The following is a 21,799-nucleotide window of genomic DNA, read 5'->3' on the forward strand; positions in this document are numbered from 1 at the left end:
CTTCCGCATGGCAAACCCACTCCGTCAACGCGTTGGCCCACATACTACCAACACAGATTTGTGACAGAGCCTTTCTTTTTGCGGCAGGCACAGGCACGCCTTCAGCCAGCCGTCCTACAGGCCCGTGCGGGGCGCGCCCGGAACAATCGGGGCGATGACCGCGCCACATCCTTCCAGCTCCCTCGCGTTCAAGGTGCTCACCGTGAACGTGCACAAGGGCTTCACTTCCTTCAACCGCCGCTTCATGCTGCACGAGCTGCGCGACGCGGTGCGCGAGGTGTCGGCCGACGTGGTGTTCCTGCAGGAGGTGCTGGGCACGCACCAGCGCCATGCGGACCGCGTGGCCAACTTCCCGCAGGAGCCGCACTACGAGTTCCTGGCCGACTCGATCTGGCAGCAGCACGCCTACGGTCGCAACGCGGTTTACGACAACGGCCACCACGGTAACGCGGTGCTGTCCAAGTTCCCCATCACGCGCTTCGAGAACCACGACATCTCGGTGAGCGGCCCCGAGCGGCGCGGCATGCTGCACTGCACGCTGCAGCCGCCGGGCCACCCCACGCCGGTGCACGCCATCTGCGTGCACCTGGGGCTGCAGGAGGGGCACCGCCAGCAGCAGTTGCGCCGCGTGGCCGAACTGACGCGCGGCCTGCCGGAGGACGAGCCCGTGATCCTGGCGGGCGACTTCAACGACTGGCGCGGCCGCGCGCACGACGTGCTGCGGCGCGAGGCCGGGTTGCACGAGGTCTTCGTGCACGCTGGCGGCCGCGCGGTGCGCACCTTCCCCGCGCCCATGCCGATGCTGGCGCTGGACCGCATCTACGTGCGCGGCGTGTCCGTGCACATGCCGCTGCCGCTGCCGCGCCGGCCTTGGAACCAGCTGTCGGACCACGCGCCGCTGGCCGCGGAGATCGCGCTATGACGCCCCGTCCGTCGTCACGCTGGGTGGGCGGCAACCAGTTCCGCCTGCTGGAGAACGGCGAGGAGTACTTCCCGCGCGTGTTCGAGGCCATCGCCAGCGCGCGCCGCGAAGTGTTCGTGGAAACCTTCATCCTGTTCGACGACAAGATCGGCCGCGGCCTGCATGCCGCGCTGCTGCAGGCCGCGCAGGGCGGCGCCGAGGTGCACGTGCTGGTGGACGGCTTCGGCTCGCCCGACCTGCCCGGGGACTTCGTCGCCAGCCTGGTGCAGGCCGGCGTGCGCTTTCGCGTGTTCGATCCGGGGCGGCGCCTGTTCGGCCAGCGGCTGAACCTGCTGCGCCGCATGCACCGCAAGATCGTGGTGGTGGACGGCGAGCGGAGCTTCATCGGCGGCATCAACTACTCGGCCGACCACGTGGCCGACTTCGGCCCCGAGGCCAAGCAGGACTACGCCGTGGAGGTGCGCGGCCCCATCGTCGCGCACATGCACCGCTTCGTGCAGGCCGCCGTGCTGCCGCGCGCCGAGCTGCGCCAGCGGCTGCGCGCCGCCCCGCCCGTGCCGCCGCCGGCGGGCGAGGCGGGCGCCCTCTTCGTCACGCGCGACAACCGCCACCACACCACCGACATCGAGCGCCACTACCGCATCGCGCTACGCGCCGCACGCGAGCGCGTGGTGATCGCCAACGCCTACTTCTTCCCCGGCTATCGGCTGGTGCGCGAGATGCGCCGCGCCGCGCGCCGCGGCGTGGAGGTGGCGCTGATCCTGCAGGGTCAGCCCGACATGCCCATCGTGAAGACCGCCGCCGGGCTGCTCTACGACCACCTGCAGCGTGCGGGCGTGCGCATCTACGAATACTGCGAGCGCCCGCTGCACGGCAAGGTGGCGCTGGTGGACAACGCCTGGGCCACCGTGGGCTCCAGCAACCTCGACCCCCTGAGCCTGTCGCTGAACCTGGAGGCCAACGTCGTCATCCGCGACACGCGGTTCAACGCCACGCTGCACGAGCGCCTGGCACGCCTCATGCGCGACTGCTGCAAGCAGGTGGAGCCCGCGCCGCGCACGCGCTGGGAGGGCCTGCGCCTGCTGCGCGGCTACTGCGTCTACCACCTGATGCGCTGGTTCCCCGCCTGGGCCGGCTGGCTTCCGCGCCATGCCCCCGTGATCGAAATCGTGGAGGCCGACGGGCTGCACAAGCCGGCGGCCTGATCCCCATGCACGCGCACACCGCTCCCTCACAGCACCGCCGCCGCCGCGGCGCCTGGCCCTGGCTGGCGGGCGCATTCACGGCCGCGCTGATCGCGCTGGTGGTGTGGCTGCTGCTGCGCCAGGCACGGCAGGTGGACTGGCCCGGCGTGTGGCAGGCCTTGCGCGCGCTGCCGCCGGGCACGCTGGCGCTGGGCGCGCTGCTGGCCTGGGCGAGCCACCTGGCCTATGGCTGCTTCGACCTGTTCGGCCGCCACGTGCTGCGCCATGGCCTGGGAGTGGCGCGCACCATGGGCGTCACGCTCACGGCCTATCCGTTCGCGCTCAATTTGGGCTCCATCATCGGCGGCGTGTCCGTGCGTTGGCGGCTGTACTCGCGCCAGGGGCTGCAGCCGGGGCAGATCGGGCAGGTCATCGTGCTGTCCATCATCACCAACTGGCTGGGCTACTGCGTGCTGGCCTGCGCCGTGTTCTGGGCCTGGGCACCGCCGCTGCCGCAGGGCTGGGAGATCGGCCCGCACCAGATGCGCATGCTAGGTGCCGCGCTGGCGGCCATCGGTGCAGCCTACCTGGCGCTGTGCGCCTGGCGCGGCGGGCGGCCGCTGGCCGTGCGCGGGCACGAGCTGCCGCTGCCGCGCGCGCGGGTGGCGCTGCTGCAGATGCTGCTGTCGTGCACCAATTGGGCGCTGATGGGCGGCGCGCTGTGGGCGCTGGCGGGCGGCAAGGCGCCCTACGCGGCGGCACTGGCCGCCGTGCTGCTGGGCGCGGTGGCGGGGCTGCTCTCGCGCATCCCCGCCGGCCTGGGCGTGCTGGAGGCCGTGGGCACCGCCGTGCTGAGCCCCTGGATGCCCCCCAGCCAGGCGCTGGCCGTCGTGCTGGCCTACCGGGCGCTCTACTACTTCGCGCCGCTCGCGGTCGCGGGCGTGGCGCTGCTGGCCTGGGAGTGGCGTGGGAAAATACAAGCCAAATCGGCCTCCAGCGCTTGATGCACAAGCGCAAGCAGCTATTGAATAGATAGCAATGCAGCGAATGCGGAGGCCACAATGCCCGCATGCCGCCACGCCATTCCGTCCTTCCCATCGCCACGCCCACCCATGCCGCGCCGCTGAGTGCGCAGCAGGCGCAGTTCAACGAGCACCTGCGCCGCATCGCCGCCCAGCAGGAACTGCTGGCCGCCTGGAACGAGGCCACCGCCGCCTTCCATGCGCGGTATGCGCGCGACGTGGAGCCGCTGCTGGCCACCTACCACGCGCTCTATTGCGAGCTGGCGCAGGTGCTGGACGCCGAGGCCGGCCGCAAGGGCCTGTCGAAAGCCGACCGCGCCGCGCTGGGCGAGGCCATCGCCCGCCTCGCCGCCCGCCTGGCCGCCGGCGTACGCGACGAAGCCCTGCGCGCAGCGATGCAGGCGCTGCACGACCGCTACGCCAATGCCGACGAAGCGGCACCGGACACCGCCGACCCGGATTCGCCCGAGGAAGTGCTGCGCCGCGTCGAGGCGCAGATGCACGCCGCCCAGGCCCAGGCCGAGCAGGCGCGCGCCACCCACCACGCCGCGCGCCGCGCGCGCAAGCCCGGCGCGCGCGAACGCCAGGCCCAGGCTGCCGCGCGCGAGGCCGCCCAGCCGCTGCGCGAGATCTACCGCCGCCTCGCCAGCACCCTGCACCCCGACCGCGAGAGCGACCCCGCCGAGCGCACGCGCAAGACCGCGCTCATGCAGCGCGTCAACCTCGCCTACGCGGCCGGCGACCTGACCGGCCTGCTGCAGTTGCAGCTCGAAGCCGACCAGATCGACCCCGCGCGCATCGCCGCCTTCAGCGACGCCCGCCTCGCGCCCTACAACCGCCTGCTGGCCGACCAGCTCGCCGAACTGCAGCGGCAGACCCGCGCCGCGCAGGAGGCGTTCTGCGCCGACTACGAGCTGGAGCCAGGTGCCGCCAGCAAGCCCGCCAAGCTCATGGGCCATCTGCGCGCACAGGTGCGCGACCTGCAGGAAGACATCCAGCACCTGCGGCTGCAGCTGCGCGCGTTGCGCGAGGAACCCGACGCGCTGCGGCACTGGCTGCGCCACGCGCGCGCCGCATAATCGCCACCCTCTTTTGCTTGATCGCCACAAGCCATGATCCGCCTCTCCGAACTCAAGCTGCCCCTCGCGGCGCTGCGCTACCACCCCGAGAACCACACCGAATACCCGCCCGAGGAAGCGCTGCGCACGCTCGCGGCACAGCAGCTCGGCGTGGAGGAAGGCGCCATCGCCAGCCTGCACGTGCACAAGCGCAGCTTCGACGCGCGCAAGGCCGACCTGCTGGCCGTCTACATCGTCGACGTGCAGGTGGCCGATGAAGCCGCGCTGCTCGCCCGCCACGCCGGCCACCCGCACGTGCAGCCCACGCCCGACATGGCCTGGCGCCCCGTGGGCCGTGCACCCGCCGGGGCGGCCCTGCGCCCCGTGGTCGTGGGCTTCGGGCCCTGCGGCATCTTCGCGGCGCTGGTGCTGGCGCAGATGGGTTTCCGCCCCATCGTGCTGGAGCGCGGCAAGCCCGTGCGCGAGCGCACGCAGGACACCTGGGGCCTGTGGCGCAGGCGCGAACTCAATCCGCAGTCGAACGTGCAGTTCGGCGAGGGCGGCGCGGGCACGTTCAGCGACGGCAAGCTCTACAGCCAGATCAAGGACCCGCGCCACCTGGGCCGCAAGGTGATGCAGGAGTTCGTGGACGCGGGCGCGCCGCCCGAGATCCTCTACGCCGCGCACCCGCACATCGGCACCTTCAAGCTGGTGAAGGTGGTGGAATCGCTGCGCGCGCAGATCATCGCGCTGGGCGGCGAGGTGCGCTTCGAGCAGCACGTGAGCGACGTGGTGCTCGAAGGCCGCCCCGGACAACGCCATGTGCGCGGCCTGCGCGTGCAGAACCTCGCCACCGGCGCCACCGAGGAGCTGCGTGCCGACCACGTGGTCATGGCCCTGGGCCACAGCGCGCGCGACAGCTTCGCCATGCTGCACGCGCACGGCGTGGCCATGGAGGCCAAGCCCTTCTCGGTGGGCGTGCGCATCGAGCACCCGCAGAGCGTGATCGACCGCGCGCGCTGGGGCAAGCATGCCGGCCACCCGCTGCTCGGCGCGGCCGACTACAAGCTGGTGCACCACGCGAGTGGCGGGCGCACCGTCTACAGCTTCTGCATGTGCCCTGGCGGCACCGTGGTGGCCGCCACGAGCGAGCCCGGGCGCGTGGTGACCAACGGCATGAGCCAGTATTCGCGCGCCGAGCGCAACGCCAACGCGGGCATGGTGGTGGGCGTGGAGCCGCAGGACTATCCGCGCGATCCCGCCGCGTTCGAGGCGCTGCTCGGCGCCACGCACGGCGTGGAAGCCTTGCCGCAGGACGCAGTGCACCCGCTCGCAGGCATCGTGCTGCAGCGCCAGCTCGAATCAGGTGCGTACCAACTGGGCGGCGGCAACTACAACGCGCCCGCGCAGCGCGTGGGCGACTTCCTCGCACGCCGCGCGTCCACGGAGCTGGGGGACGTGGAGCCCTCGTACAAGCCCGGCGTGACGCTGGTCAGCCTGGACGACGCCCTGCCCGCCTTCGCCACTGCCGCCATGCGCGAGGCCCTGCCCGCCTTCGGCCGCAAGATCCGCGGCTACGACATGGAGGACGCCGTGATGACGGGCGTGGAGACGCGCACCTCGTCGCCGCTGCGCATCGGCCGGGGCGAGGACTTCCAGAGCCTGAACACCCCCGGCCTGTATCCCGCGGGCGAGGGCGCGGGCTACGCGGGCGGCATCCTCTCGGCGGGCGTGGACGGCATCAAGGTCGGCGAGGCCGTGGCCTGCGCCCTCCTCGGCCTGCCGCTGCCCTCGTCGGGCACGCGCGGTTCGGGCAGCGCCGCCTGATCGGCGGCGGCGCGGCCTACCGCGGGCCCCAGCGCCCGCCGCGCGGCTGCCAGCCATGCGGGCCGTGCTGCCACTGGCGCGGCTGCCATGTGTAACCTGGGCGCGGCGGCACGGCCCAGTGCCCCGGCCGCCAGTCGTAGCGGCTGCCGCCCCAGCCCCAGTAGCCGTTGATCCATACGTGCACGGGCGACGGCGCCACGGGCACCACTTCGGTGTAGAGCGGTGGCGGCGCCATGGGGGCGTATATGGCCTCACCCGGCCCGGCCACGGGGTAGGCGGGCGCCACCACGCAGCCGCCGAGCAGGGCGCTGGCGGCGGCGGCGATCAGGAAAGAAGGTCGAAGAAGTCTCACGGCATGCTCCCGGGAACGTGATGCCCCTTCAACGAAAAAGCCCCTGCCGGGTGTTGACAGGGGCTATGTGAAGGCCGGGTAAAGACGCGGGGGCGATCAGCCCTGCTGCAGCGCGGCCACGCGCTCCTCGATGGGCGGGTGCGAGCTGAACAGCTTGCCGATGCTGCCCGTGATGCCCATGGCCTGCAGGCTCTTGGGCATCTCGCCCGGGTGCATGCCGCCCAGGCGGTACAGCGCGTTGATCATCGGCTGCTTGCGGCCCATGAGCTGCGCGGCGCCCGCGTCGGCGCGGAACTCGCGCTGGCGCGAGAACCACGCCACGATGATGGCGGCCAGGAAGCCCAGCAGGATGTCGAGCACGATGGTGGTGACGAAGTAGCCGATGCCGGGGCCGGAGCTGTTCTCGTCGTTCTTGCGCAGGAAGCTGTCCACCGCGTAGCCGATCACGCGCGAGAGGAACACGACGAAGGTGTTCATCACGCCCTGGATCAGCGCCATGGTCACCATGTCGCCATTGGCCACGTGCGCGACCTCGTGGCCGATGACGGCCTCGACCTCCTCGCGCGTCATGCCCTGCAGCAGGCCGGTGGAAACGGCCACCAGGGCCGAGTTCTTGAACGCGCCGGTGGCGAAGGCGTTGGGATCGCCCTGGTAGATGCCGACCTCGGGCATCTGGATGCCAGCCTTCTCGGAGAAGCGGCGCACGGTCTCCACGATCCAGGCCTCGTCAGCGTTGCGCGGCTCGTTGATGATCTGCACGCCCATGCTCATCTTGGCGATGGGCTTGCTCATGAGCAGCGAGATGATGGCGCCGCCGAAGCCCATGATGAAGGCGAAGCCCAGCAGCGCCCCCAGGTTCAGGCCGTTGGCGGTGAGGTAGCGGTTCACGCCGAGCAGGCTGGCGACGATGCCCAGCACCACCACGACGGCGACGTTGGTCAACAGAAAAAGCGCGATGCGTTTCATAGAGGTGGGTTCTCCACTCGGGAACAAGTGTCTGCGGGTATATGGGGAGTGCGCGGCGTTTTCCAAGCCGCGCGTGCAACGGTGGGCGGCCCTGTTGTGGTTGGCTTATGCGGGGCGCATGCTGCGGAAAACGAGAGAGTCATCATAGAAGCAAAAGTTCTCGTTTTCGGGCCACCAGCCGGGCACGCCCAGAACCGGCAGGGGATTGAACGGCTTGGCCGCCAGCACCTCGGGCGCGAGGGCGGCGGCCAACCAGGCATCGGCGCTTGCTATGCCTTCGATAGCTGCTGGCGCTTGGTGGGCATGCGCCGTGATCGGTTTTCGTGGCGCAACCAGCTTTTCGAGCAGCGCGTGGCCGAACAGCAGCAGGCGCGCCTGGCCCCAGAGCGGGCGCAGCTCCACGCACAGCCGTCGCCACTGGCGCGCGGCCAGCGCCGCGTGCAGCGCGGGCGGGGCGCAGAAGATGGCGCCGTTCTCGTCGAACACGGTGGCCGCGTCGCGCAGCGGCCCGCGCACCGCGCCCACGCCGTGCGCCGCGATGGCCCGGGCCTGGCACTGGTTGAGCCGGCGCTTGGTGGCGGGGTAGTGCAGCCAGACGAGGCCGTTGAAGAAGTCGTGCAGGTTGTCGCGCGTGGGCACCTGGCCGGTCTCGAAGATGAAGCGCTCGTAGGCCATGCCTTCCGGCAGCGCCGCCTGGGGCACGAAGCGCACGCCGGGCGCGGGGGCGAGGCCGCCGTCCGCCAGCGCGTTGAGCGCCTGCGCCACGCTGGCGCCCGCCGCCACCCGCTGCGCGCCGGCGCGGCCCAGCCGCGCCAGGGGAGCGAGCCAGGGGCGCTCCCAGTCGATGGCGTTCACGGCGTGCGCTTGTCGCGCACGGCCACGCGCGAGGTGCCCTCGTCGCGGAACTCGAAGGCCTGCGTGGCCGCGAGCAGCTTGGACAGCGTGGCGTAGCCGTAGTTGCGCGCGTCGAACGAGGTCTTGTTGCCGATCTGCGTACCCACGGCGCCGACGCGCGCCCAGCCGGTTTCGTCCTGCGAGGCCTGCACGGCGTAGCGCAGCAGGTTCATGAGCCGCGTGTCCTGGCGCAGCTGGGCCGTGGGCACACGCAGCCGGGCCGGGCATTCGGGCACGCCGGGCGCGGGCACCTCCGGCTGCTGGGGCGCTTCGGGCGCGGCCGGCTTGGCGGCCTCTCCCTGCTCCTCGCCCTCGCCCACCAGCGACTCCAGGTAGAGGAAGCGCGAGCAGGCGTTCACGAACGGCTTGGGCGTCTGCGCCGCGCCGAAGCCGTACACGGCCGCGCCCTTGGAGCGCAGGTGCATGACCAGCGGCGTGAAATCGGCGTCCGACGAGACGATGCCGAACGCATCCGGCCGCTCGCTGTAGAGCAGCTCCATCGCGTCCACCGTCATCGCCATGTCGGTGGCGTTCTTGCGCTTGGAATAGTCGAACTGCTGGATGGGCCGGATGGCGAACTCCAGCAGCCGCTCCTGCCAGCCGCCCAGGCCATGCTTGGTCCAGTTGCCATAGGCGCGGCGGATGCTGATCTCGCCCAGGGTGGACAGCTCGGTGAGGATCTCGTCGATCTTCTCGGCCGGCGCGTTGTCCGCGTCGATCAGCAGGGCGATGCGCAACTGGCGTTCAGGCGAGGTCATGAGCGGCTCCTTCAAATGAATGGCGCTGTGCACCGTTCGTGTTGCTTGAAACTGGCGCGCGTCAGGCCAGGGCCGCCGTGCAAGGGCCTTAGCCGGCCGCGCCGCCCCGCCGCACTGGCGGCGTCCCCCTGCCCGCAGCGCGCAGCGCTGCGAGAGCGGGGGGAAGGCCCGCAGGGCCTCAGGGGGGTGTTCCTCATACCAGGCGCCAGGGCAGTGCCTCGCCCGCGCGCAGGGGTTTCAGCTCGGCCTCGCCGAAGGGGAAGCTGTCCGGCGGCGTCCACGACTCGCGGCGCAGGGTGATGGTGCCCTGGTTGCGCGGCAGGCCGTAGAACGCGGGGCCGTGGAAGCTGGCGAAGCCCTCCAGTTGGTCCAACGCGCCCGCGTTGTCGAACGCCTCGGCATACATCTCGATGGCCGCGTGCGCGGTGTAGCAGCCCGCGCAGCCCGTGGCGTGCTCCTTGAGGTGCGCGGGGTGCGGCGCGCTGTCGGTGCCCAGGAAGAAGCGGTCGCTGCCGCTGGTGGCGGCCTGCACCAGCGCCTGGCGGTGCGTCTCGCGCTTGAGCACGGGCAGGCAGTAGTAGTGCGGGCGGATGCCGCCGGTGAAGATGGCGTTGCGGTTGTAGAGCAGGTGGTGCGCGGTGATGGTGGCGGCCGTGAAGCGGTCGGCCTGCGCCACGTACTGCGCGGCCTCCTTGGTCGTGATGTGCTCGAAGACGATCTTCAGCTCGGGGAAGTCGCGGCGCAGCGGGATCAGGTGCTGGTCGATGAACACGGCCTCGCGGTCGAACAGGTCGATGTCGCTGCTGGTCACCTCGCCATGCACCAGCAGCAGGATGCCGGCCTTCTGCATGGCTTCGAGCGTCTTGTAGGTCTTGCGGATGTCGGTCACGCCCGCGTCGCTGTTGGTGGTGGCGCCGGCCGGGTAGAGCTTGAGGGCGACCACGCCCGCGTCCTTGGCACGCGCGATCTCGTCCGGCGCGAGGTTGTCGGTGAGGTAGAGCGTCATCAGCGGCTCGAAGTGCACGCCGGGCGGCACGGCGGCCAGGATGCGCTGCTTGTATGCCAGCGCCTGCGCGGCCGTGGTCACGGGCGGGCGCAGGTTGGGCATGATGATGGCGCGGCCGAACTGCGCGGCCGTGTGCGGCACCACGGTGGCGAGCGGTTCGCCGTCGCGCACGTGCAGGTGCCAGTCGTCGGGGCGGGTGATCGTGAGGGTGTCGAGGGGGGTGGCGGTCATGGCCGCCATTTTCCCATCCGGGGCCGCCGCGCCTCGTCTTTCAAGCAAAAAGGGACTCCAGCACTTATCCAGCAAGCGCGAGCAGCTCTTTATTCAATAGCATCCGCCCACAGGTCGGCATCGCACCCGGCGCCCGCCGCGATCCAGCGCCGCGCAAGCACCGCAGCCGCACGGCGCCAGGGCGGCGCGCCGGCGGGCACGGCCACCGCGCCGCACAGGTAGCGCTGTGCCTCGGGCGACCAGCGCAGCGCCGCGCATGCGCCCGTGCGGCGGCGCGACAGCAGCATGCCCAGCGGGCATGGCTCGGCCAGGCAGCACAGGCCGCAGCCGTTGCAGGGCGCGCCGTGCGCGGGCTTGGGCGGCGCGGCCGGTTGGATGTGGACGATGCGTGAGGAGCCCATGGCGGCCCGCATGCTACGCCGGATGGCCCGCGCACGGAAAAGGCCCCGGCCACCGCAAGGCGGCCGGGGCAAACCCCGTGAAGGGGCGAGGGGTAATCGGTCAGCAGCCCGAGGGGCGGTTGGGCCGCATGGGGATGACGCCGGAGACAGTCACGCGCGCGCCCGAGCCGTCGGTGGCCACCAGGGTCTTGTTCAGCATGCGGATGCGGTCGGTGTCGCGCACCACGCTCACGTCGCTCCAGCCGTCGTCGGCGCGGAATTCGCGGCCCAGGAAGGTGAGGAAGGCCTCGTACACCACGCCTTCGTTCGGCCGGTAGCGGATGTCGCCAAACGCCTGCCCGCTGCCGCCCACGCGGTTGGCGCCGTCGAAGCGGAAGGTGCAGACCTCGGGGTAGGAGCCGACGGGGTTCTTCTTGTCCACGTCGGTCAGGTTGATGTTGCCGTCGCCATAGATGCCGTTGAGGCCGTCCACCGTGGAGCCCGTCACGGTCAGCACGCCGGGCTGGTCGCTCGGGCTCGGATCGTCGTCGTTGCCGCCGCCGCAGGCGGCCAGAAGGGCGACGGCTGCGCAGGTGGCGGCCAGTTGCAGTGTGCGGAAGGTCGGGCGCATGGTGGTTCTCCATCGAGAGGCGGGTGACAACTCCGCGTGCCGGGCAGGAAACCTTGTCCAACCCCGTCCCGCGGGAACGATGGGTGAATGCTATGGAGCGCCCGTGCCGCGCCCTTCGGCCCAGCGCACCCCGCCGCGTAGGACCAGGGCGCGCCGCGGCGTCGGCCCCGGGTCAGGCAGCGGCCGGAGAAACGAAGGCCCGCTCGGCCTGGCGCAGGTCCACGTGCGCCTGCAGGAAGTCCAGCACCGCGCGCGTGCGTGGCGGCAGGCGGTCGGGCTTGCCGAGGTAGACGGCGTGGATGGGCTCCAGCTCGCCGGTGTTGAAAGCCTCCAGCACCGGCACCAGCCGCCCGGCCACCAAGTCGTCCCAGGCGTGGTAAAGCGACAGCCGTGCCAGACCCGTGCCGTGCAGCGCCAGGCGGCGCATCGCATCGCCGTCGTTGACGCGCACCGCGTGGTCCGTTTCCACGTCCACGCGCCGCCCGTCGACGAGAAAGGGCCAGTGCGGCACCGCACGCTGGTAGTTCCAGCCCAGGCGCAGGTGGCCGCGCAGGTCGCCCGGATGGCGCGGCTCGCCGTGGCGCGCGAGGTAGTCGGGAGAAGCCACGACCACCTGCCGCGTGCGCCCTAGCAGGCGCGCCACCATGTCGGACGAAGGCAGGCGGCCCCAGCGGATGGCGATGTCGATGCCCGCCTCCGCCAGATCGACCACGTGGTCGGTGAAGTGCAGGTCCACGCTCAGGCCCGGGTGCTGCGCCAGCAGGCGCGGCACCAGCGGCGCCAGCAGCAGGTAGCCCGTGGCCGTGCTCGCGCCGATGCGCACCGTGCCCCGGGGCGCGCCGCGCGCGGCCACGTCGGATTCCAGCTCGTCGAGGTCGGCCAGCAGGCACTTGCCACGCTCGTAGAGCCGCGCGCCCTCGGGCGTGAGGTGCACGCGCCGCGTGCTGCGCTGGAGCAGCTGCACGCCCAGGCGCGCCTCCAGCCGCGACATGGTCTTGCTGACGGCCGAGGGCGATACGCCGAGCTGCCGCGCCGCCGCCGACAGGCTGCCGCGCTCGGCGACGAGCACCAGCACCTCCAGCTCGGCGGCGCGGTTGACGGCGGCGCCTTCGGGTTCATTGACGTGGGATGGCATGGCTCTTGGATTGATGCCTGCGAGGCACAGGCGCGTTTCCATTATTCCGTCTACACAAAGACCGGGCGCGCCGCCACAGTGATGGGCATCGTCATTTTTCAGAGCTTTCCATGCCCGTCTCCCTCCTCGCCCTGGCGGCCGGCGCCTTCGGCATCGGCACCACGGAATTCATCATCATGGGCCTGCTCACGCAGGTGAGCCAGGACCTGCACATCTCCATCCCCACGGCGGGCACGCTGATCTCGGGCTACGCCGTCGGCGTGGCCGTGGGCGCGCCGCTGCTCACCCTCGCCACGCGCCGCTGGCCGCGCAAGCAGTTGCTGTTGGCTCTGATGGGCATCTTCATCGCGGGCAACGCCGCCGCCGCGCTGGCGCCGGGCTACGGCGCGCTGATGGCCGCGCGCGTGCTCACCTCGCTCACGCACGGCACCTTCTTCGGCGTGGGCGCGGTGGTGGCGACAGGCTTGGTGCCCGCCGAGAAGCGCGCCTCGGCCATCGCGCTGATGTTCTCGGGCCTCACGCTCGCCACGCTGCTGGGCGTGCCCGCGGGCGCGTGGATCGGCCAGCACTTCGGCTGGCGCATGGCCTTCGCCGCCGTGGCGGGCGTGGGCGTGCTGGCGCTCGCCATCCTGGCCGCCTTCGTGCCGCGCGATGCCGGCCGCCCCGAGGCCACGCCGCTGCGGCAGGAACTGGCCGTACTGGCCCGCGCACAAGTCTGGCTGGGCCTGGGCGTAACGGTGTTCGGCTTCGCCGGGCTGTTCGCGCTCTACACCTACGTGGAGCCACTGCTCAAGCAGGTCACGCGCATGGGCGACGGGCTGGTGGCCGCCACGCTGCTGCTGTTCGGCGCGGGCCTGGCGGCGGGCAACCTGCTGGGCGGGCGGCTGGCCGACCGGGGCGTGGTGCGTGCGCTGCTGCTCAGCATCGCCGCGCTGATGGCGGTGCTGGCCGCCGGGCGCTGGGCCTTCGGCGATGCGGCGCTGGCGATGGCCTACGTGGTGCTGCTGGGCACCGTGGCCTTCGCCACCGTGGCACCGATGCAGATGCGCGTACTGCAGCAGGCCGGGCCGCATGGGGCCACGCTGGCGTCGAGCCTGAACATCGCCGCCTTCAACCTGGGCAACGCGCTGGGCGCGTGGGCGGGCGGGCTGGTGCTGGCGGGCGGGCTGGGCCTGACCTCGCTGGCCTGGGCGGGCGCGGGGCTCACGGCCATCGGCCTGCTGCTGGCGGGCTGGAGCGCGCGCACCGGCGGCGCGGCCCTGTGCGCGCCGGCCGCCGCATGAATCCGTCTTTCTTCACCTACAGGAGTTCTCGTCATGGAATACCGCTATCTCGGCCGCAGCGGCCTCAAAGTCCCCGCTTTAGGTTTCGGCTGCGGCACCTTCGGCGGCCAGGGGCCGCTGTTCAGCGCCTGGGGCACGAGCGGCGTGGCGCACGCGCGCCGCATGATCGACATCTGCCTGGACGCGGGCGTGACGCTGTTCGACACGGCCGACGTGTATTCCGACGGCGCCTCGGAAAGCGTGCTGGGCGAAGCGCTGGCGGGCCGGCGCGGGCAGGCGCTGATCTCGACCAAGGTGGGGCTGCGCACGGGCGAAGGCCCGTGGGCCGCCGGCAGCTCGCGCCTGCACCTGACGGCCGCCGTGGAAGCCTCCCTGCGCCGCCTCAAGACCGGCCACGTCGACCTGCTGCAACTGCACGCCTTCGACGCGCACACGCCGGTGGAGCAGGTGCTGAAGGTGCTGGATGACCTGGTGCGCGCGGGCAAGGTGCGCTATATCGGCGCGTCGAACTTCTCCGGCTGGCAGCTCATGAAGTCGCTGGCCGCCGCCGACCGCCTGGGCCTGGAGCGCTACGTGGCCAACCAGGCGTACTACTCGCTCGCGGGGCGGGACTTCGAGTGGGAGCTGATGCCGCTCGGCCTCGACCAGGGCGTGGGCACGCTCGTCTGGAGCCCGCTGGCCTGGGGCCGTCTGACCGGCAAGATCCGCCGCGGCCAGCCCATGCCCGAGGGCAGCCGCCTGCACGAAACGGCGCAGTTCGCCCCACCCGTGCCCGACGAACGGCTGTTCGCCGTGGTCGATGCCCTGCACGAAGTCGCCGAGGAAACCGGCCGCACCGTGCCCCAGGTGGCGATCAACTGGCTGCTGCAGCGCCCCACCGTCGCCAGCGTGCTCATCGGCGCGCGCGACGAGGCGCAGCTGCAGCAGAACCTGGGCGCCATCGGCTGGACGCTGACCGATGCGCAGCAGCGCAGGCTGGACGACGCCAGCGCCGTGATGCCGCCCTACCCCTACTACCCGTACTGGAACGGCCAGTTCACCGAACTGGCGCCGCCCGCGGTGCGCAGCAGCGTGCAAATGCACGGCTAGGGCGGTTCCGTCAGTCCACCTTTGCGCCCGAGCTCTCCACGATGGCACGCCACTTGGGAATCTCCTGCGCGACGAACGCGCGCAACGCCTGCGGCGAACCGGGAGAGAGCTCGATGGAGCGGCTGGCATAGAACGCCTTCTCTTCCGGCTTGCCCAGCGCATCGAGAACCGCGCGGTTGAGCTTCTGGACGATGGCCGGCGGCGTTCCCGCCGGCGCGAAGACCGCATGCCACGTCTCCACCCGATAGCCGGGCGCGACTGTTTCCGCCACCGTCGGCACGTCGGGCAGCGCGGGAATGCGGGAGGCTCCCGTCACGGCCAATGCCCGCAGCTTTCCGCTCTGGATGTGAGGCAGCGCATTGGGCGCGTTCTCGAACATCACGGGTATCTGCCCGCCCAGCAGATCGTTCATGGCGCCGGTGCTTCCCTTGTAGGGCACGTGAACCAGATCCGTCCGGGTCATGGACTTGAACAACTCCCCGGCCAGGTGCAGCGAGGATCCATTGCCCGCCGAGCCGAACTGAACCTGCCCGGGATGCGCCTTGAGGTACCCGACGAACTCCTGCACGGTCTTCACCGGCAGCTTCGCGGGATTGACGACCAGCACCAGCGAAGTCGAGCCCACCAGCGAGACCGGCTCGAAGTCCTTCACGGGGTCGTAGGGCAGCTTGGGATACAGGCTCGCGTTGATCGCGTGGGTGCTGATCGAGCCCGCCAGGATGGTGTACCCGTCCGCCGGCGCCTTGGCGACGAAGCCCGTTCCGATGACCCCGCCGGCTCCCACCCGGTTGTCGATCACGACGGGCTGGCCCAGCGCGTGCTGCAGGTTCTGGCCGAGCCGCCTGGCGATCAGATCCACCGGCGAGCCTGCCGGATACGGCGCCACATAGGTGATCGGCCTGGAAGGCCAGTCCGGCGCCGCCGAAGGCTGGGCCGTCGCCCCCCCGGCCAGCAGGCTGGCCGACAACAGGGCCGCAAGCCCCCGGGAAAAGCCGTATCGCATGTGTGTCTCCTTTCGTTGGATGGAAGAATTCGGACTCAGGCCGCGTGTTTCACCAGCAGCCCCGGATGCAGTTCGGTCACCTGGCTCACGCCGATCAGCGCCATGTTTCGCTGGATTTCCGAAGCCAGGATGCCGATGGCGTGGCGGATGCCCGCCTCGCCGCCCACGGCACCGGCGTAGTTGAACGGCCGCCCCACGAAGACGAACTTGGCGCCCAGCGCCAGCGCCAGCAATACGTCGTTGCCGCGGCGAAAGCCGCTGTCGACCATGACCGCGTAGTCCGGCCCCACGGCGTCCACCACATGCGGCAGCGTCTGCATGGGCGAGGCGGAGCCGTCCAGTTGCCGCCCGCCGTGGTTGGACAGGATGACCCCGTCCGCGCCCGCGTCGCGCGCGGCCAACGCGTCTTGCGGGTGCAGGATGCCCTTGACCACCAGGGGGCCGCGCCAGCGCTGGCGGATCAGGGCCAGGTGCTCCCAGCTCAGGTGGTCGCGCGCGCCGAAGTCGCGCGTGACGGTGGACGAGAGGATGGGCGCGCCCCGCGTGGCCTGCGAGTTCTCGAAGTGCGGCATGCCGTGCAGGGCCAGGGTACGCAAGGCCGTGCCCAGCAGCCAGCGCGGGTGGGTGACGCCCTCCCACGCCAGGCGCAGGCTGGGGCGCAGCGGGGTCGAGAAGCCCGCGCGGATGTTGTTCTCGCGGTTGCCCGAAACGGGCGTATCGACCGTAACGACCAGGGTCTTGAAGCCGGCGGCCTCCACACGGTCGAGCAGCTTGAGAATGCGCTCCTTCTCGCCCGGCACATAGGCCTGGAACCAGGCTTGCGGGTTGGCGCGCGCCACCTCCTCCATCGCGATCAGCGAGGTGCCGCTGAGGATGGCGGGGATGTTGGCCGCCCCGGCCGCGCGCGTCTGTGCCAGATCGCCGCGATAGGCGGACAGCGCGCTGATGCCCATGGGCGCGATACCGAACGGCGCGGCATAGGTCTGGCCCAGCAGCGGCGTGGCCAGCGTGCGCCGCGAGGTGTCGGCCAGCACGCGGGTCACCCAGCGGTGGCCGTCGAACGCCTCGCGGTTGCCGCGCAGGGACTTGTCGGTCTCGCAGCCGCCGCTCACGTAGGCGAAGATGGGCGCGGGCAGGTGCCTGCGGGCGGCGGTTTCGAAATCGTCCAGGGACAGGATGCCGCGCAGCTTGCGCGGCGTGGCGGACTGCTCGCCCGCGCCGGACGGTGCGGACGATGCAGGCGCGTTGAATTGCTCGACGTCGAATCGGGGTTGCATGGGGGCACCGGCTTCTTTGGGGTCAAAATGGCCTCTAGCGCTTTTGTGGCAAGCGCGGGCAGCTATGTTTTTTGATTTTTCGTAGCATCTGCGTGCGAGTACAGCGCCAGCCCCGGCGCCGGCAGATCGGCTTGCAGCAGGGTGCCGGTCTGCGACTCGACCATCACCAGTTGATGCGTTCCCGGCCGGAAGGCCAGGTTGGTCACCGTCGCGCCAACGGGGCTGCGCACGTAGTGCGTAACCTCACCCATGGCGTTGAGCACGAAGGCGCCGCGCAGGCTGGCATGCCCCACCACGAGCCGCCCGTCCACATCGACGGCCAGGCCGTCGGGGCCGCTGGTGCCGAAGAAGCCCTGGAAGTGCCCCACCTTGCTGACGCCCCCGCCCACCAGCGGCGCGCGCCAGATAGCATTGGCCCGCGTGACCGCGAGATAGAGCGCGCTCTCGTCCGGGTTCAGCGCCAGCCCGTTGGGGCTGGGCGCGTTCTGCAGCATCAGCTCCAGGCGCCCGTCCACGTCCAGGCGGTAGACCCGGCCGCTGGGCTCGTGCAGCCCGGACTGGCCCTGGTCGGTGAACCAGCAGCGCCCCCGCCCGTCGAACGTGAGGTCGTTGACGCCGCGGAACGACTCGCTGTTGCGGTGCTCCAGCACGCCCCGCGGCTGCGATGCGCCCGGCTCCAGGCGCAGCAGGCCGCGCCGGTAGTCGGCGATCCACAAGCTGCCGTCCTGGTGGAAGGCGCTGCCGTTGGGCCAGCCGTCGTACTCGGCGGCCAGCGTCCACTGCAGATCCGTGCCGATGCAGAAGATGCGGCCGTTGGGAATATCGGTGACCCACAGACGGCCCTGCCTGTCGAACGACGGGCCTTCCAGGAAGCTGTCGATCCTCTGGCCAGGCTTGTTGGCCTCGCTCCAGGCCGTCTTGCGGGGCTGGCGGAAGGCGTCCGGCAGGCGGGTCAGTACGCGGGCCTCGATGACTTCTGGGGCGGTGAAGGAGAGATTCCACATCGTTCGGATGCCCCCGCGTCACTGCGGCTGGATGTTGGCCAGTCGCGCGGCGGCCGACCATTGCTGCGTCTCGCTGCGGATCAGCCGGGCGAATTCCGCGCTTTCCATGCCGCCGGGCTGCGCACCCTGATCCGCCAGGCGTGCGCGCAGCGCCGGATCCGTTAACGCCTGCGCGACGGACTTCTGCAGGCGCTCCACGATCTGCGGCGGCGTGCCCTTCGGCGCCGCCAGGCCGAACCAGTTCATCACCGCATAGCCCTTCACCCCGGCCTCGGCAAAGGTGGGCACGTCGGGCAGCACCTCCAGGCGCGCGCCACCCGTCACGGCCAGCGCGCGCGCCTTGCCGCCGCGGATCTGCGGTATGGCCGTCGGCGTCGCGGAGATCAGCATGTCCACCTGCCCGGCCACCAGGCCCAGCATGGCCTCGCCCGCGCCCTTGTAGGGCACGTGCGTGAGGGAGATGCCCGCCTCCTTGTTGAACAGCTCGGCCTGCAGGTGCGCGGAGCTGCCCGCGCCGCCCGAGCCGAAGTTGAGCTGGCCCGGCTGCTGGCGCGCATGGGCCAGCAAATCCTGCAGCGTCTTGAACGGCGACGCAGCGGGCACCACCAGGATCACGGGCGTCTGCAGCAGCGTGGTGACGGGCACCAGATCGGTGGCGTGATCCCAGGGCAGCTTGGCGAACAGCGCCGGCAGCATGGTGTAGGCGGTGTCGTTGACCAGGAAGGTGCCGCCGTCGGGTGCCGACCTGACGACCACCTGCGTGCCGATGGTGCCCGAGCCCCCGGCCTTGTTCTCCACGAAGAAGGACTGCCCCAGCAGTTCCGTGAGTTTCTGGGCGATCTGCCGCCCTGCGAAGTCGGTCGTGCCGCCTGCGGCATAGGGCACGACTAGGCGCACCGGCTTGCTGGGCCAGGCCGGTTGCGCCATGGCCAGACCGGATGCCAGTAGAAGCAGCCATGCGCTCACGGCGCGCCGCATGAAGGAAAAAGTTTTCATGATGTTTGTCTCCACCGTTGTCGAGTGCGTTGTCTGGAAACCGGCCGGGGGGTCAGTTGAGCTTGATGTCCGCCTCGCGGATCAACTTGCCCCACTTGGCATGCTCGCTCTTGATCCATTGGCCGAACTTCGCGCCGTCGGCCGGCGTGGGCATGCTGCCTTCCTGTGCCAGCTTGTCCTGCACCTCCTTGGTGGCCAGCAGCTTCATGGTGACGTCGCCGATGCGCTTGACCACGTCGGCGGGCATGTTGGCCAGCCCCACCAGGCCCAGCCAGGTCGAGGCTTCGAAATCGGGATAGCCCTGCTCGGCCACCGTGGGCACGTTGGGCAGCGAGGACACGCGCTGGGCCGACGTGACGGCCAGGGCGCGGATCTTGCCGGCGGTCAGCTGGGTCATCACGGACACCGTGTTGCCGAAGTACAGCGCCACCTGGCCGCCCATCAGATCCGTCAGCGCGGGGTTGGCGCCCTTGTAAGGCACCTGCAGGATCTGGATGCCCGCGCGGCGCGCCAGCATCTCGCCCGCCAAGTGCCCCACCGTGCCGTTGCCGGCCTGGGCAACGCCGTAGAAGCCCGGCCTGGCCTTCGCGGCCTGGATGAAGTCGCCCAGGGTCTTGAACGGCGAGTCGGCGCGCACCGTCAGCACCACCGGCTGCAGGGCCACGCTGGCGATGGGCGTGAAGTCCTTCAACGGGTCGAAGGGCATCTTGGCGTACAGGCTGGGGTTGATGGCCAGGTTGGCGGCCTGCCCCATGCCGATGGTGTAGCCGTCCGGCGCGGCCTTGGCCACGGCATCCAGGCCGATGTTGCCGCCGGCGCCCGGCTTGTTGTCGACCACCATCGTCCAGCCCATGCCGGTGTTGAGCTTGTCGGCCACCAGGCGCGATGTCGCGTCGGTGCCGCCGCCCGGCGGAAAGGGCACCACCAGCCGCACGGGCCGCTGCGGCCAATCAGCATCGGCGTGGGCCAGGCCCTGGAAGCCCAGGGCAGCGGTGGCGGCCATCGCCACGGCAAGCAGGTTGCGTCTACGCATGTCGTTGTCTCCTGAAAATGGGGATGAAGAACGGGGGGCTATACCGGCAGGCCCTTGGCGCGCAGCACGGCGTCGAAGCGCTCGGGGTCGGCGGTGCCGGTGCGGTTGGTTTCGCGGATGGCGGCTTCCTTCGCCAGGTGCGCCTGGCTGCGCCGCAGCACGTCGGCGGCCTCGGCGGCGGGCACGGCGATCACGCCATCGGCGTCGCCCACGATCAGGTCGCCCGGCAGCACGGCCAGGCCGGCGCAGGAGACGGGCACGTTGATCTCGCCCGGGCCGTCCTTGCTCGGGCCGCGGTGGGTGTGGCCGCGCGCGAAGACGGGCATGCCGTCCTCGGCCCATTCGCACAGGTCGCGGATGGCGCCGTCGATCACCAGTCCCGCCAGCTGACGGGCCACGCAGGTGGTGCGCATCAGGCCGCCGACCAGGGCCTGCGACACGTCGCCGCCGCCGTCGATGACCAGCACGTCGCCGGGCTGCACCATCATCAGCGCCTTGTGGATCATCAGGTTGTCGCCGGGGCGCACGCGCACCGTGACGGCGGGGCCGCAGAGCACGGCGTCGAGCCGCGCGTGGTACTGCCGCAGGCCGACGGTGCCGACGTTGCGGCTCATGGCATCGCCGATGGCGGCCACGGGGATGTGCTTGAAAGCTTCGATGACGCTGGCATCGGGGCCTGCGGCGCACGGGTTGATGCGGTAGCCGGCGGGCCACTGCGGTGCGGGGTTGCTGCTCATGCTCGTTCTCCAGAAAAAAGGGGGCGGGTCAAAGAACCTCGGGGTTCACGCAGCGGCTGGCGTCCACGGGCTGGCCCTGCAGCCAGCCCAGCACATTGGCGGCCGCGCCGCTGGCCATGGCGGCCAGCGCGGCGGGCGTGGAGCCGCCCACGTGCGGCGTCAGCACCACGTTGGGCAGGGTGGCCAGCGGGTGGCCCGCCGGCAGGGGCTCCACGGCCATGGTGTCCAGCCCCGCCGCATGCAGCCGGCCGCTGCGCAGCGCGTCGATGAGCGCGGGCTCGTCCACCACTTCGCCGCGCGCGGTGTTGATGAGGATGGCGCCCTGCGGCATGCGGGCGAACTGCGCCGCGCCCAGCATGCCGCGGGTGTGCTTGTTCAACGGCACGTGCAGGCTGAGCACGTCCGCCAGCGGCAGCAGCGCATCCAGGGACGCCACCAGCTTCACGCCCGGCACGGGGCTGGACTGCAGCGCCGGATCGAACGCCGCCACCTGCATACCGATCGCCTGACAAGCCAGCGCCACGCGCTGCCCGATCTGGCCGAAGCCGACCAGGCCCAGCGTCTTGCCACGCAGCTCGATGCCGTCCTGCGCGCGCGACCAGCGGCCAGCGCGCAGCTCCGCATCCATCCAGGCGATGCGGCGGGCCGCGGCGAACAGCAGGCCCAGCGCCATCTCGGCCACGGACGGGGCGTTGGCCCCCGGCGTCACGTACACCGGAATGCGGCGCGCGCTGGCGGCGGCCACGTCGATATTGCTCACCCCCACGCCATGCTTGGAGACGACCTTGAGCGTGGGGCAGGACGCGATGGCCCGGGCCGACAGCTCCGCCGTGCGGGAGATCACGGCGTCCACAGGCTCGCTGGCCATGATGCGCTCGACCTGCGCAGCGTCATCGCCGCGCTCCAGATAGATCACCCGCGCGCCGGCCTTGGCGAGCAGATCCGCGCCGCTGGAGGCCAGCTTGGGCGCGGTGACGAATACGGTAAAGGCTTGTGTTGACATGGGTGCTC

At 71.1% G+C, this 21,799-nt stretch carries 22 protein-coding genes; 7 read left to right on the forward strand and 15 right to left on the reverse strand.

All coding sequences use genetic code 11. From position 1 onward, the window contains the following. Nucleotides 1–154 precede the first annotated feature (154 nt). From AVS7_RS07165 to AVS7_RS07185, 5 genes are all read left to right on the forward strand, one after another. The gene (locus tag AVS7_RS07165; RefSeq protein ID WP_020227753.1) at nt 155–922 is read left to right on the forward strand and encodes an endonuclease/exonuclease/phosphatase family protein; all 768 of its coding nucleotides are present in this window, start codon (nt 155–157) and stop codon (nt 920–922) included. Beyond that, nucleotides 919–2,127 carry a cardiolipin synthase ClsB gene (clsB, locus tag AVS7_RS07170; protein ID WP_024001097.1) on the forward strand — a complete coding sequence of 403 codons (1,209 nt, stop codon included), beginning with the start codon at nt 919–921 and terminating at the stop codon, nt 2,125–2,127. Before AVS7_RS07165 ends, clsB begins: the two co-directional genes overlap by 4 nt. A gap of 5 nt (nt 2,128–2,132) precedes the next feature. Beyond that, nucleotides 2,133–3,110: a lysylphosphatidylglycerol synthase domain-containing protein gene (locus AVS7_RS07175; RefSeq protein WP_020227755.1), complete on the forward strand. Its 978-nt coding sequence runs from the start codon at nt 2,133–2,135 to the stop codon at nt 3,108–3,110. A gap of 65 nt (nt 3,111–3,175) precedes the next feature. After that, nucleotides 3,176–4,207, forward strand: a complete 1,032-nt coding sequence (locus tag AVS7_RS07180; RefSeq protein ID WP_020227756.1) for a hypothetical protein — start codon at nt 3,176–3,178, stop codon at nt 4,205–4,207. A 33-nt stretch (nt 4,208–4,240) separates the two neighbouring features. Next, nucleotides 4,241–6,013, forward strand: a complete 1,773-nt coding sequence (locus tag AVS7_RS07185; RefSeq protein ID WP_020227757.1) for an NAD(P)/FAD-dependent oxidoreductase — start codon at nt 4,241–4,243, stop codon at nt 6,011–6,013. Nucleotides 6,014–6,029: 16 nt separating this feature from the next. Here the strand turns inward: AVS7_RS07185 and AVS7_RS07190 are convergent, their stop codons facing one another. The 8 genes from AVS7_RS07190 to AVS7_RS07225 form a co-directional block, all read right to left on the reverse strand. Then, nucleotides 6,030–6,365 (reverse strand): YXWGXW repeat-containing protein, encoded by a 336-nt coding sequence (locus AVS7_RS07190; protein WP_020227758.1) that lies wholly within the window; start codon nt 6,363–6,365, stop codon nt 6,030–6,032. Nucleotides 6,366–6,461: 96 nt separating this feature from the next. Beyond that, on the reverse strand, nt 6,462–7,331 hold the full coding sequence (gene htpX / locus AVS7_RS07195) for a protease HtpX (RefSeq protein WP_020227759.1): 870 nt from the start codon (nt 7,329–7,331) through the stop codon (nt 6,462–6,464). A gap of 105 nt (nt 7,332–7,436) precedes the next feature. Further along, nucleotides 7,437–8,186 carry a DUF3025 domain-containing protein gene (locus AVS7_RS07200; protein ID WP_020227760.1) on the reverse strand — a complete coding sequence of 250 codons (750 nt, stop codon included), beginning with the start codon at nt 8,184–8,186 and terminating at the stop codon, nt 7,437–7,439. Next, nucleotides 8,183–8,983 carry an NYN domain-containing protein gene (locus tag AVS7_RS07205; RefSeq protein ID WP_020227761.1) on the reverse strand — a complete coding sequence of 267 codons (801 nt, stop codon included), beginning with the start codon at nt 8,981–8,983 and terminating at the stop codon, nt 8,183–8,185. The genes AVS7_RS07200 and AVS7_RS07205 overlap by 4 nt, the downstream gene beginning before the upstream one ends. Before the next feature lie 193 nt (nt 8,984–9,176). Continuing rightward, on the reverse strand, nt 9,177–10,229 hold the full coding sequence (pyrC, locus tag AVS7_RS07210) for a dihydroorotase (RefSeq protein WP_020227762.1): 1,053 nt from the start codon (nt 10,227–10,229) through the stop codon (nt 9,177–9,179). Between the two features lie 80 nt (nt 10,230–10,309). Continuing rightward, nucleotides 10,310–10,621, reverse strand: coding sequence for a hypothetical protein (locus tag AVS7_RS07215; protein WP_020227763.1), 312 nt, complete (start codon nt 10,619–10,621; stop codon nt 10,310–10,312). A gap of 100 nt (nt 10,622–10,721) precedes the next feature. Beyond that, the gene (locus tag AVS7_RS07220) at nt 10,722–11,231 is read right to left on the reverse strand and encodes a hypothetical protein (protein ID WP_020227764.1); all 510 of its coding nucleotides are present in this window, start codon (nt 11,229–11,231) and stop codon (nt 10,722–10,724) included. Nucleotides 11,232–11,403: 172 nt separating this feature from the next. Then, complete coding sequence (locus tag AVS7_RS07225; protein WP_020227765.1) at nt 11,404–12,366, reverse strand: LysR family transcriptional regulator; 963 nt, start codon at nt 12,364–12,366, stop codon at nt 11,404–11,406. A gap of 110 nt (nt 12,367–12,476) precedes the next feature. On the opposite strand from AVS7_RS07225, the gene AVS7_RS07230 reads away from it, so the two are divergent. Both AVS7_RS07230 and AVS7_RS07235 read left to right on the forward strand, forming a co-directional pair. Further along, nucleotides 12,477–13,649: an MFS transporter gene (locus tag AVS7_RS07230; protein WP_020227766.1), complete on the forward strand. Its 1,173-nt coding sequence runs from the start codon at nt 12,477–12,479 to the stop codon at nt 13,647–13,649. Between the two features lie 33 nt (nt 13,650–13,682). Then, nucleotides 13,683–14,738, forward strand: a complete 1,056-nt coding sequence (locus AVS7_RS07235) for an aldo/keto reductase (RefSeq protein ID WP_020227767.1) — start codon at nt 13,683–13,685, stop codon at nt 14,736–14,738. Nucleotides 14,739–14,748: 10 nt separating this feature from the next. Here AVS7_RS07235 and AVS7_RS07240 read toward each other — a convergent pair whose 3' ends face one another. The 7 genes from AVS7_RS07240 to AVS7_RS07270 form a co-directional block, all read right to left on the reverse strand. After that, complete coding sequence (locus AVS7_RS07240) at nt 14,749–15,741, reverse strand: tripartite tricarboxylate transporter substrate binding protein (protein ID WP_024001099.1); 993 nt, start codon at nt 15,739–15,741, stop codon at nt 14,749–14,751. Nucleotides 15,742–15,776: 35 nt separating this feature from the next. After that, entirely contained in the window at nt 15,777–17,018 is a 1,242-nt protein-coding gene (locus AVS7_RS07245; protein ID WP_020227769.1) for an alpha-hydroxy acid oxidase, read from the reverse strand. A 62-nt stretch (nt 17,019–17,080) separates the two neighbouring features. Next, the gene (locus AVS7_RS07250) at nt 17,081–18,022 is read right to left on the reverse strand and encodes an SMP-30/gluconolactonase/LRE family protein (RefSeq protein ID WP_020227770.1); all 942 of its coding nucleotides are present in this window, start codon (nt 18,020–18,022) and stop codon (nt 17,081–17,083) included. Between the two features lie 18 nt (nt 18,023–18,040). Further along, a complete protein-coding gene (locus AVS7_RS07255; protein WP_234449982.1) occupies nt 18,041–19,018 on the reverse strand; it encodes a tripartite tricarboxylate transporter substrate binding protein in 978 nt (325 codons plus the stop codon). A 52-nt stretch (nt 19,019–19,070) separates the two neighbouring features. After that, on the reverse strand, nt 19,071–20,051 hold the full coding sequence (locus tag AVS7_RS07260; RefSeq protein WP_024001101.1) for a tripartite tricarboxylate transporter substrate binding protein: 981 nt from the start codon (nt 20,049–20,051) through the stop codon (nt 19,071–19,073). A 38-nt stretch (nt 20,052–20,089) separates the two neighbouring features. Then, nucleotides 20,090–20,788, reverse strand: a complete 699-nt coding sequence (locus AVS7_RS07265) for an RraA family protein (protein WP_020227773.1) — start codon at nt 20,786–20,788, stop codon at nt 20,090–20,092. A gap of 28 nt (nt 20,789–20,816) precedes the next feature. Beyond that, the gene (locus AVS7_RS07270) at nt 20,817–21,791 is read right to left on the reverse strand and encodes a hydroxyacid dehydrogenase (protein WP_020227774.1); all 975 of its coding nucleotides are present in this window, start codon (nt 21,789–21,791) and stop codon (nt 20,817–20,819) included. Nucleotides 21,792–21,799 lie beyond the last annotated feature (8 nt).

Source organism: Acidovorax sp. MR-S7 (genome assembly GCF_000400995.2).
Classification (GTDB): domain Bacteria; phylum Pseudomonadota; class Gammaproteobacteria; order Burkholderiales; family Burkholderiaceae_C; genus MR-S7.

Excerpts from the sequence above, each read along its gene's own strand:
- pyrC (WP_020227762.1), bottom strand. The coding sequence starts at position 10,229 with ATGGCGGCCATGACCGCCACCCCCCTCGACACCCTCACGATCACCCGC.
- AVS7_RS07205 (WP_020227761.1), bottom strand. The coding sequence starts at position 8,983 with ATGACCTCGCCTGAACGCCAGTTGCGCATCGCCCTGCTGATCGACGCG.
- AVS7_RS07240 (WP_024001099.1), bottom strand. The coding sequence starts at position 15,741 with ATGCGATACGGCTTTTCCCGGGGGCTTGCGGCCCTGTTGTCGGCCAGC.
- AVS7_RS07165 (WP_020227753.1), top strand. The coding sequence starts at position 155 with ATGACCGCGCCACATCCTTCCAGCTCCCTCGCGTTCAAGGTGCTCACC.
- AVS7_RS07245 (WP_020227769.1), bottom strand. The coding sequence starts at position 17,018 with ATGCAACCCCGATTCGACGTCGAGCAATTCAACGCGCCTGCATCGTCC.
- AVS7_RS07265 (WP_020227773.1), bottom strand. The coding sequence starts at position 20,788 with ATGAGCAGCAACCCCGCACCGCAGTGGCCCGCCGGCTACCGCATCAAC.
- AVS7_RS07250 (WP_020227770.1), bottom strand. The coding sequence starts at position 18,022 with ATGTGGAATCTCTCCTTCACCGCCCCAGAAGTCATCGAGGCCCGCGTA.
- AVS7_RS07185 (WP_020227757.1), top strand. The coding sequence starts at position 4,241 with ATGATCCGCCTCTCCGAACTCAAGCTGCCCCTCGCGGCGCTGCGCTAC.
- AVS7_RS07220 (WP_020227764.1), bottom strand. The coding sequence starts at position 11,231 with ATGCGCCCGACCTTCCGCACACTGCAACTGGCCGCCACCTGCGCAGCC.
- AVS7_RS07235 (WP_020227767.1), top strand. The coding sequence starts at position 13,683 with ATGGAATACCGCTATCTCGGCCGCAGCGGCCTCAAAGTCCCCGCTTTA.
- AVS7_RS07270 (WP_020227774.1), bottom strand. The coding sequence starts at position 21,791 with ATGTCAACACAAGCCTTTACCGTATTCGTCACCGCGCCCAAGCTGGCC.
- AVS7_RS07175 (WP_020227755.1), top strand. The coding sequence starts at position 2,133 with ATGCACGCGCACACCGCTCCCTCACAGCACCGCCGCCGCCGCGGCGCC.
- AVS7_RS07260 (WP_024001101.1), bottom strand. The coding sequence starts at position 20,051 with ATGCGTAGACGCAACCTGCTTGCCGTGGCGATGGCCGCCACCGCTGCC.
- clsB (WP_024001097.1), top strand. The coding sequence starts at position 919 with ATGACGCCCCGTCCGTCGTCACGCTGGGTGGGCGGCAACCAGTTCCGC.
- AVS7_RS07230 (WP_020227766.1), top strand. The coding sequence starts at position 12,477 with ATGCCCGTCTCCCTCCTCGCCCTGGCGGCCGGCGCCTTCGGCATCGGC.
- AVS7_RS07180 (WP_020227756.1), top strand. The coding sequence starts at position 3,176 with ATGCCGCCACGCCATTCCGTCCTTCCCATCGCCACGCCCACCCATGCC.
- htpX (WP_020227759.1), bottom strand. The coding sequence starts at position 7,331 with ATGAAACGCATCGCGCTTTTTCTGTTGACCAACGTCGCCGTCGTGGTG.
- AVS7_RS07225 (WP_020227765.1), bottom strand. The coding sequence starts at position 12,366 with ATGCCATCCCACGTCAATGAACCCGAAGGCGCCGCCGTCAACCGCGCC.
- AVS7_RS07255 (WP_234449982.1), bottom strand. The coding sequence starts at position 19,018 with ATGAAAACTTTTTCCTTCATGCGGCGCGCCGTGAGCGCATGGCTGCTT.
- AVS7_RS07215 (WP_020227763.1), bottom strand. The coding sequence starts at position 10,621 with ATGGGCTCCTCACGCATCGTCCACATCCAACCGGCCGCGCCGCCCAAG.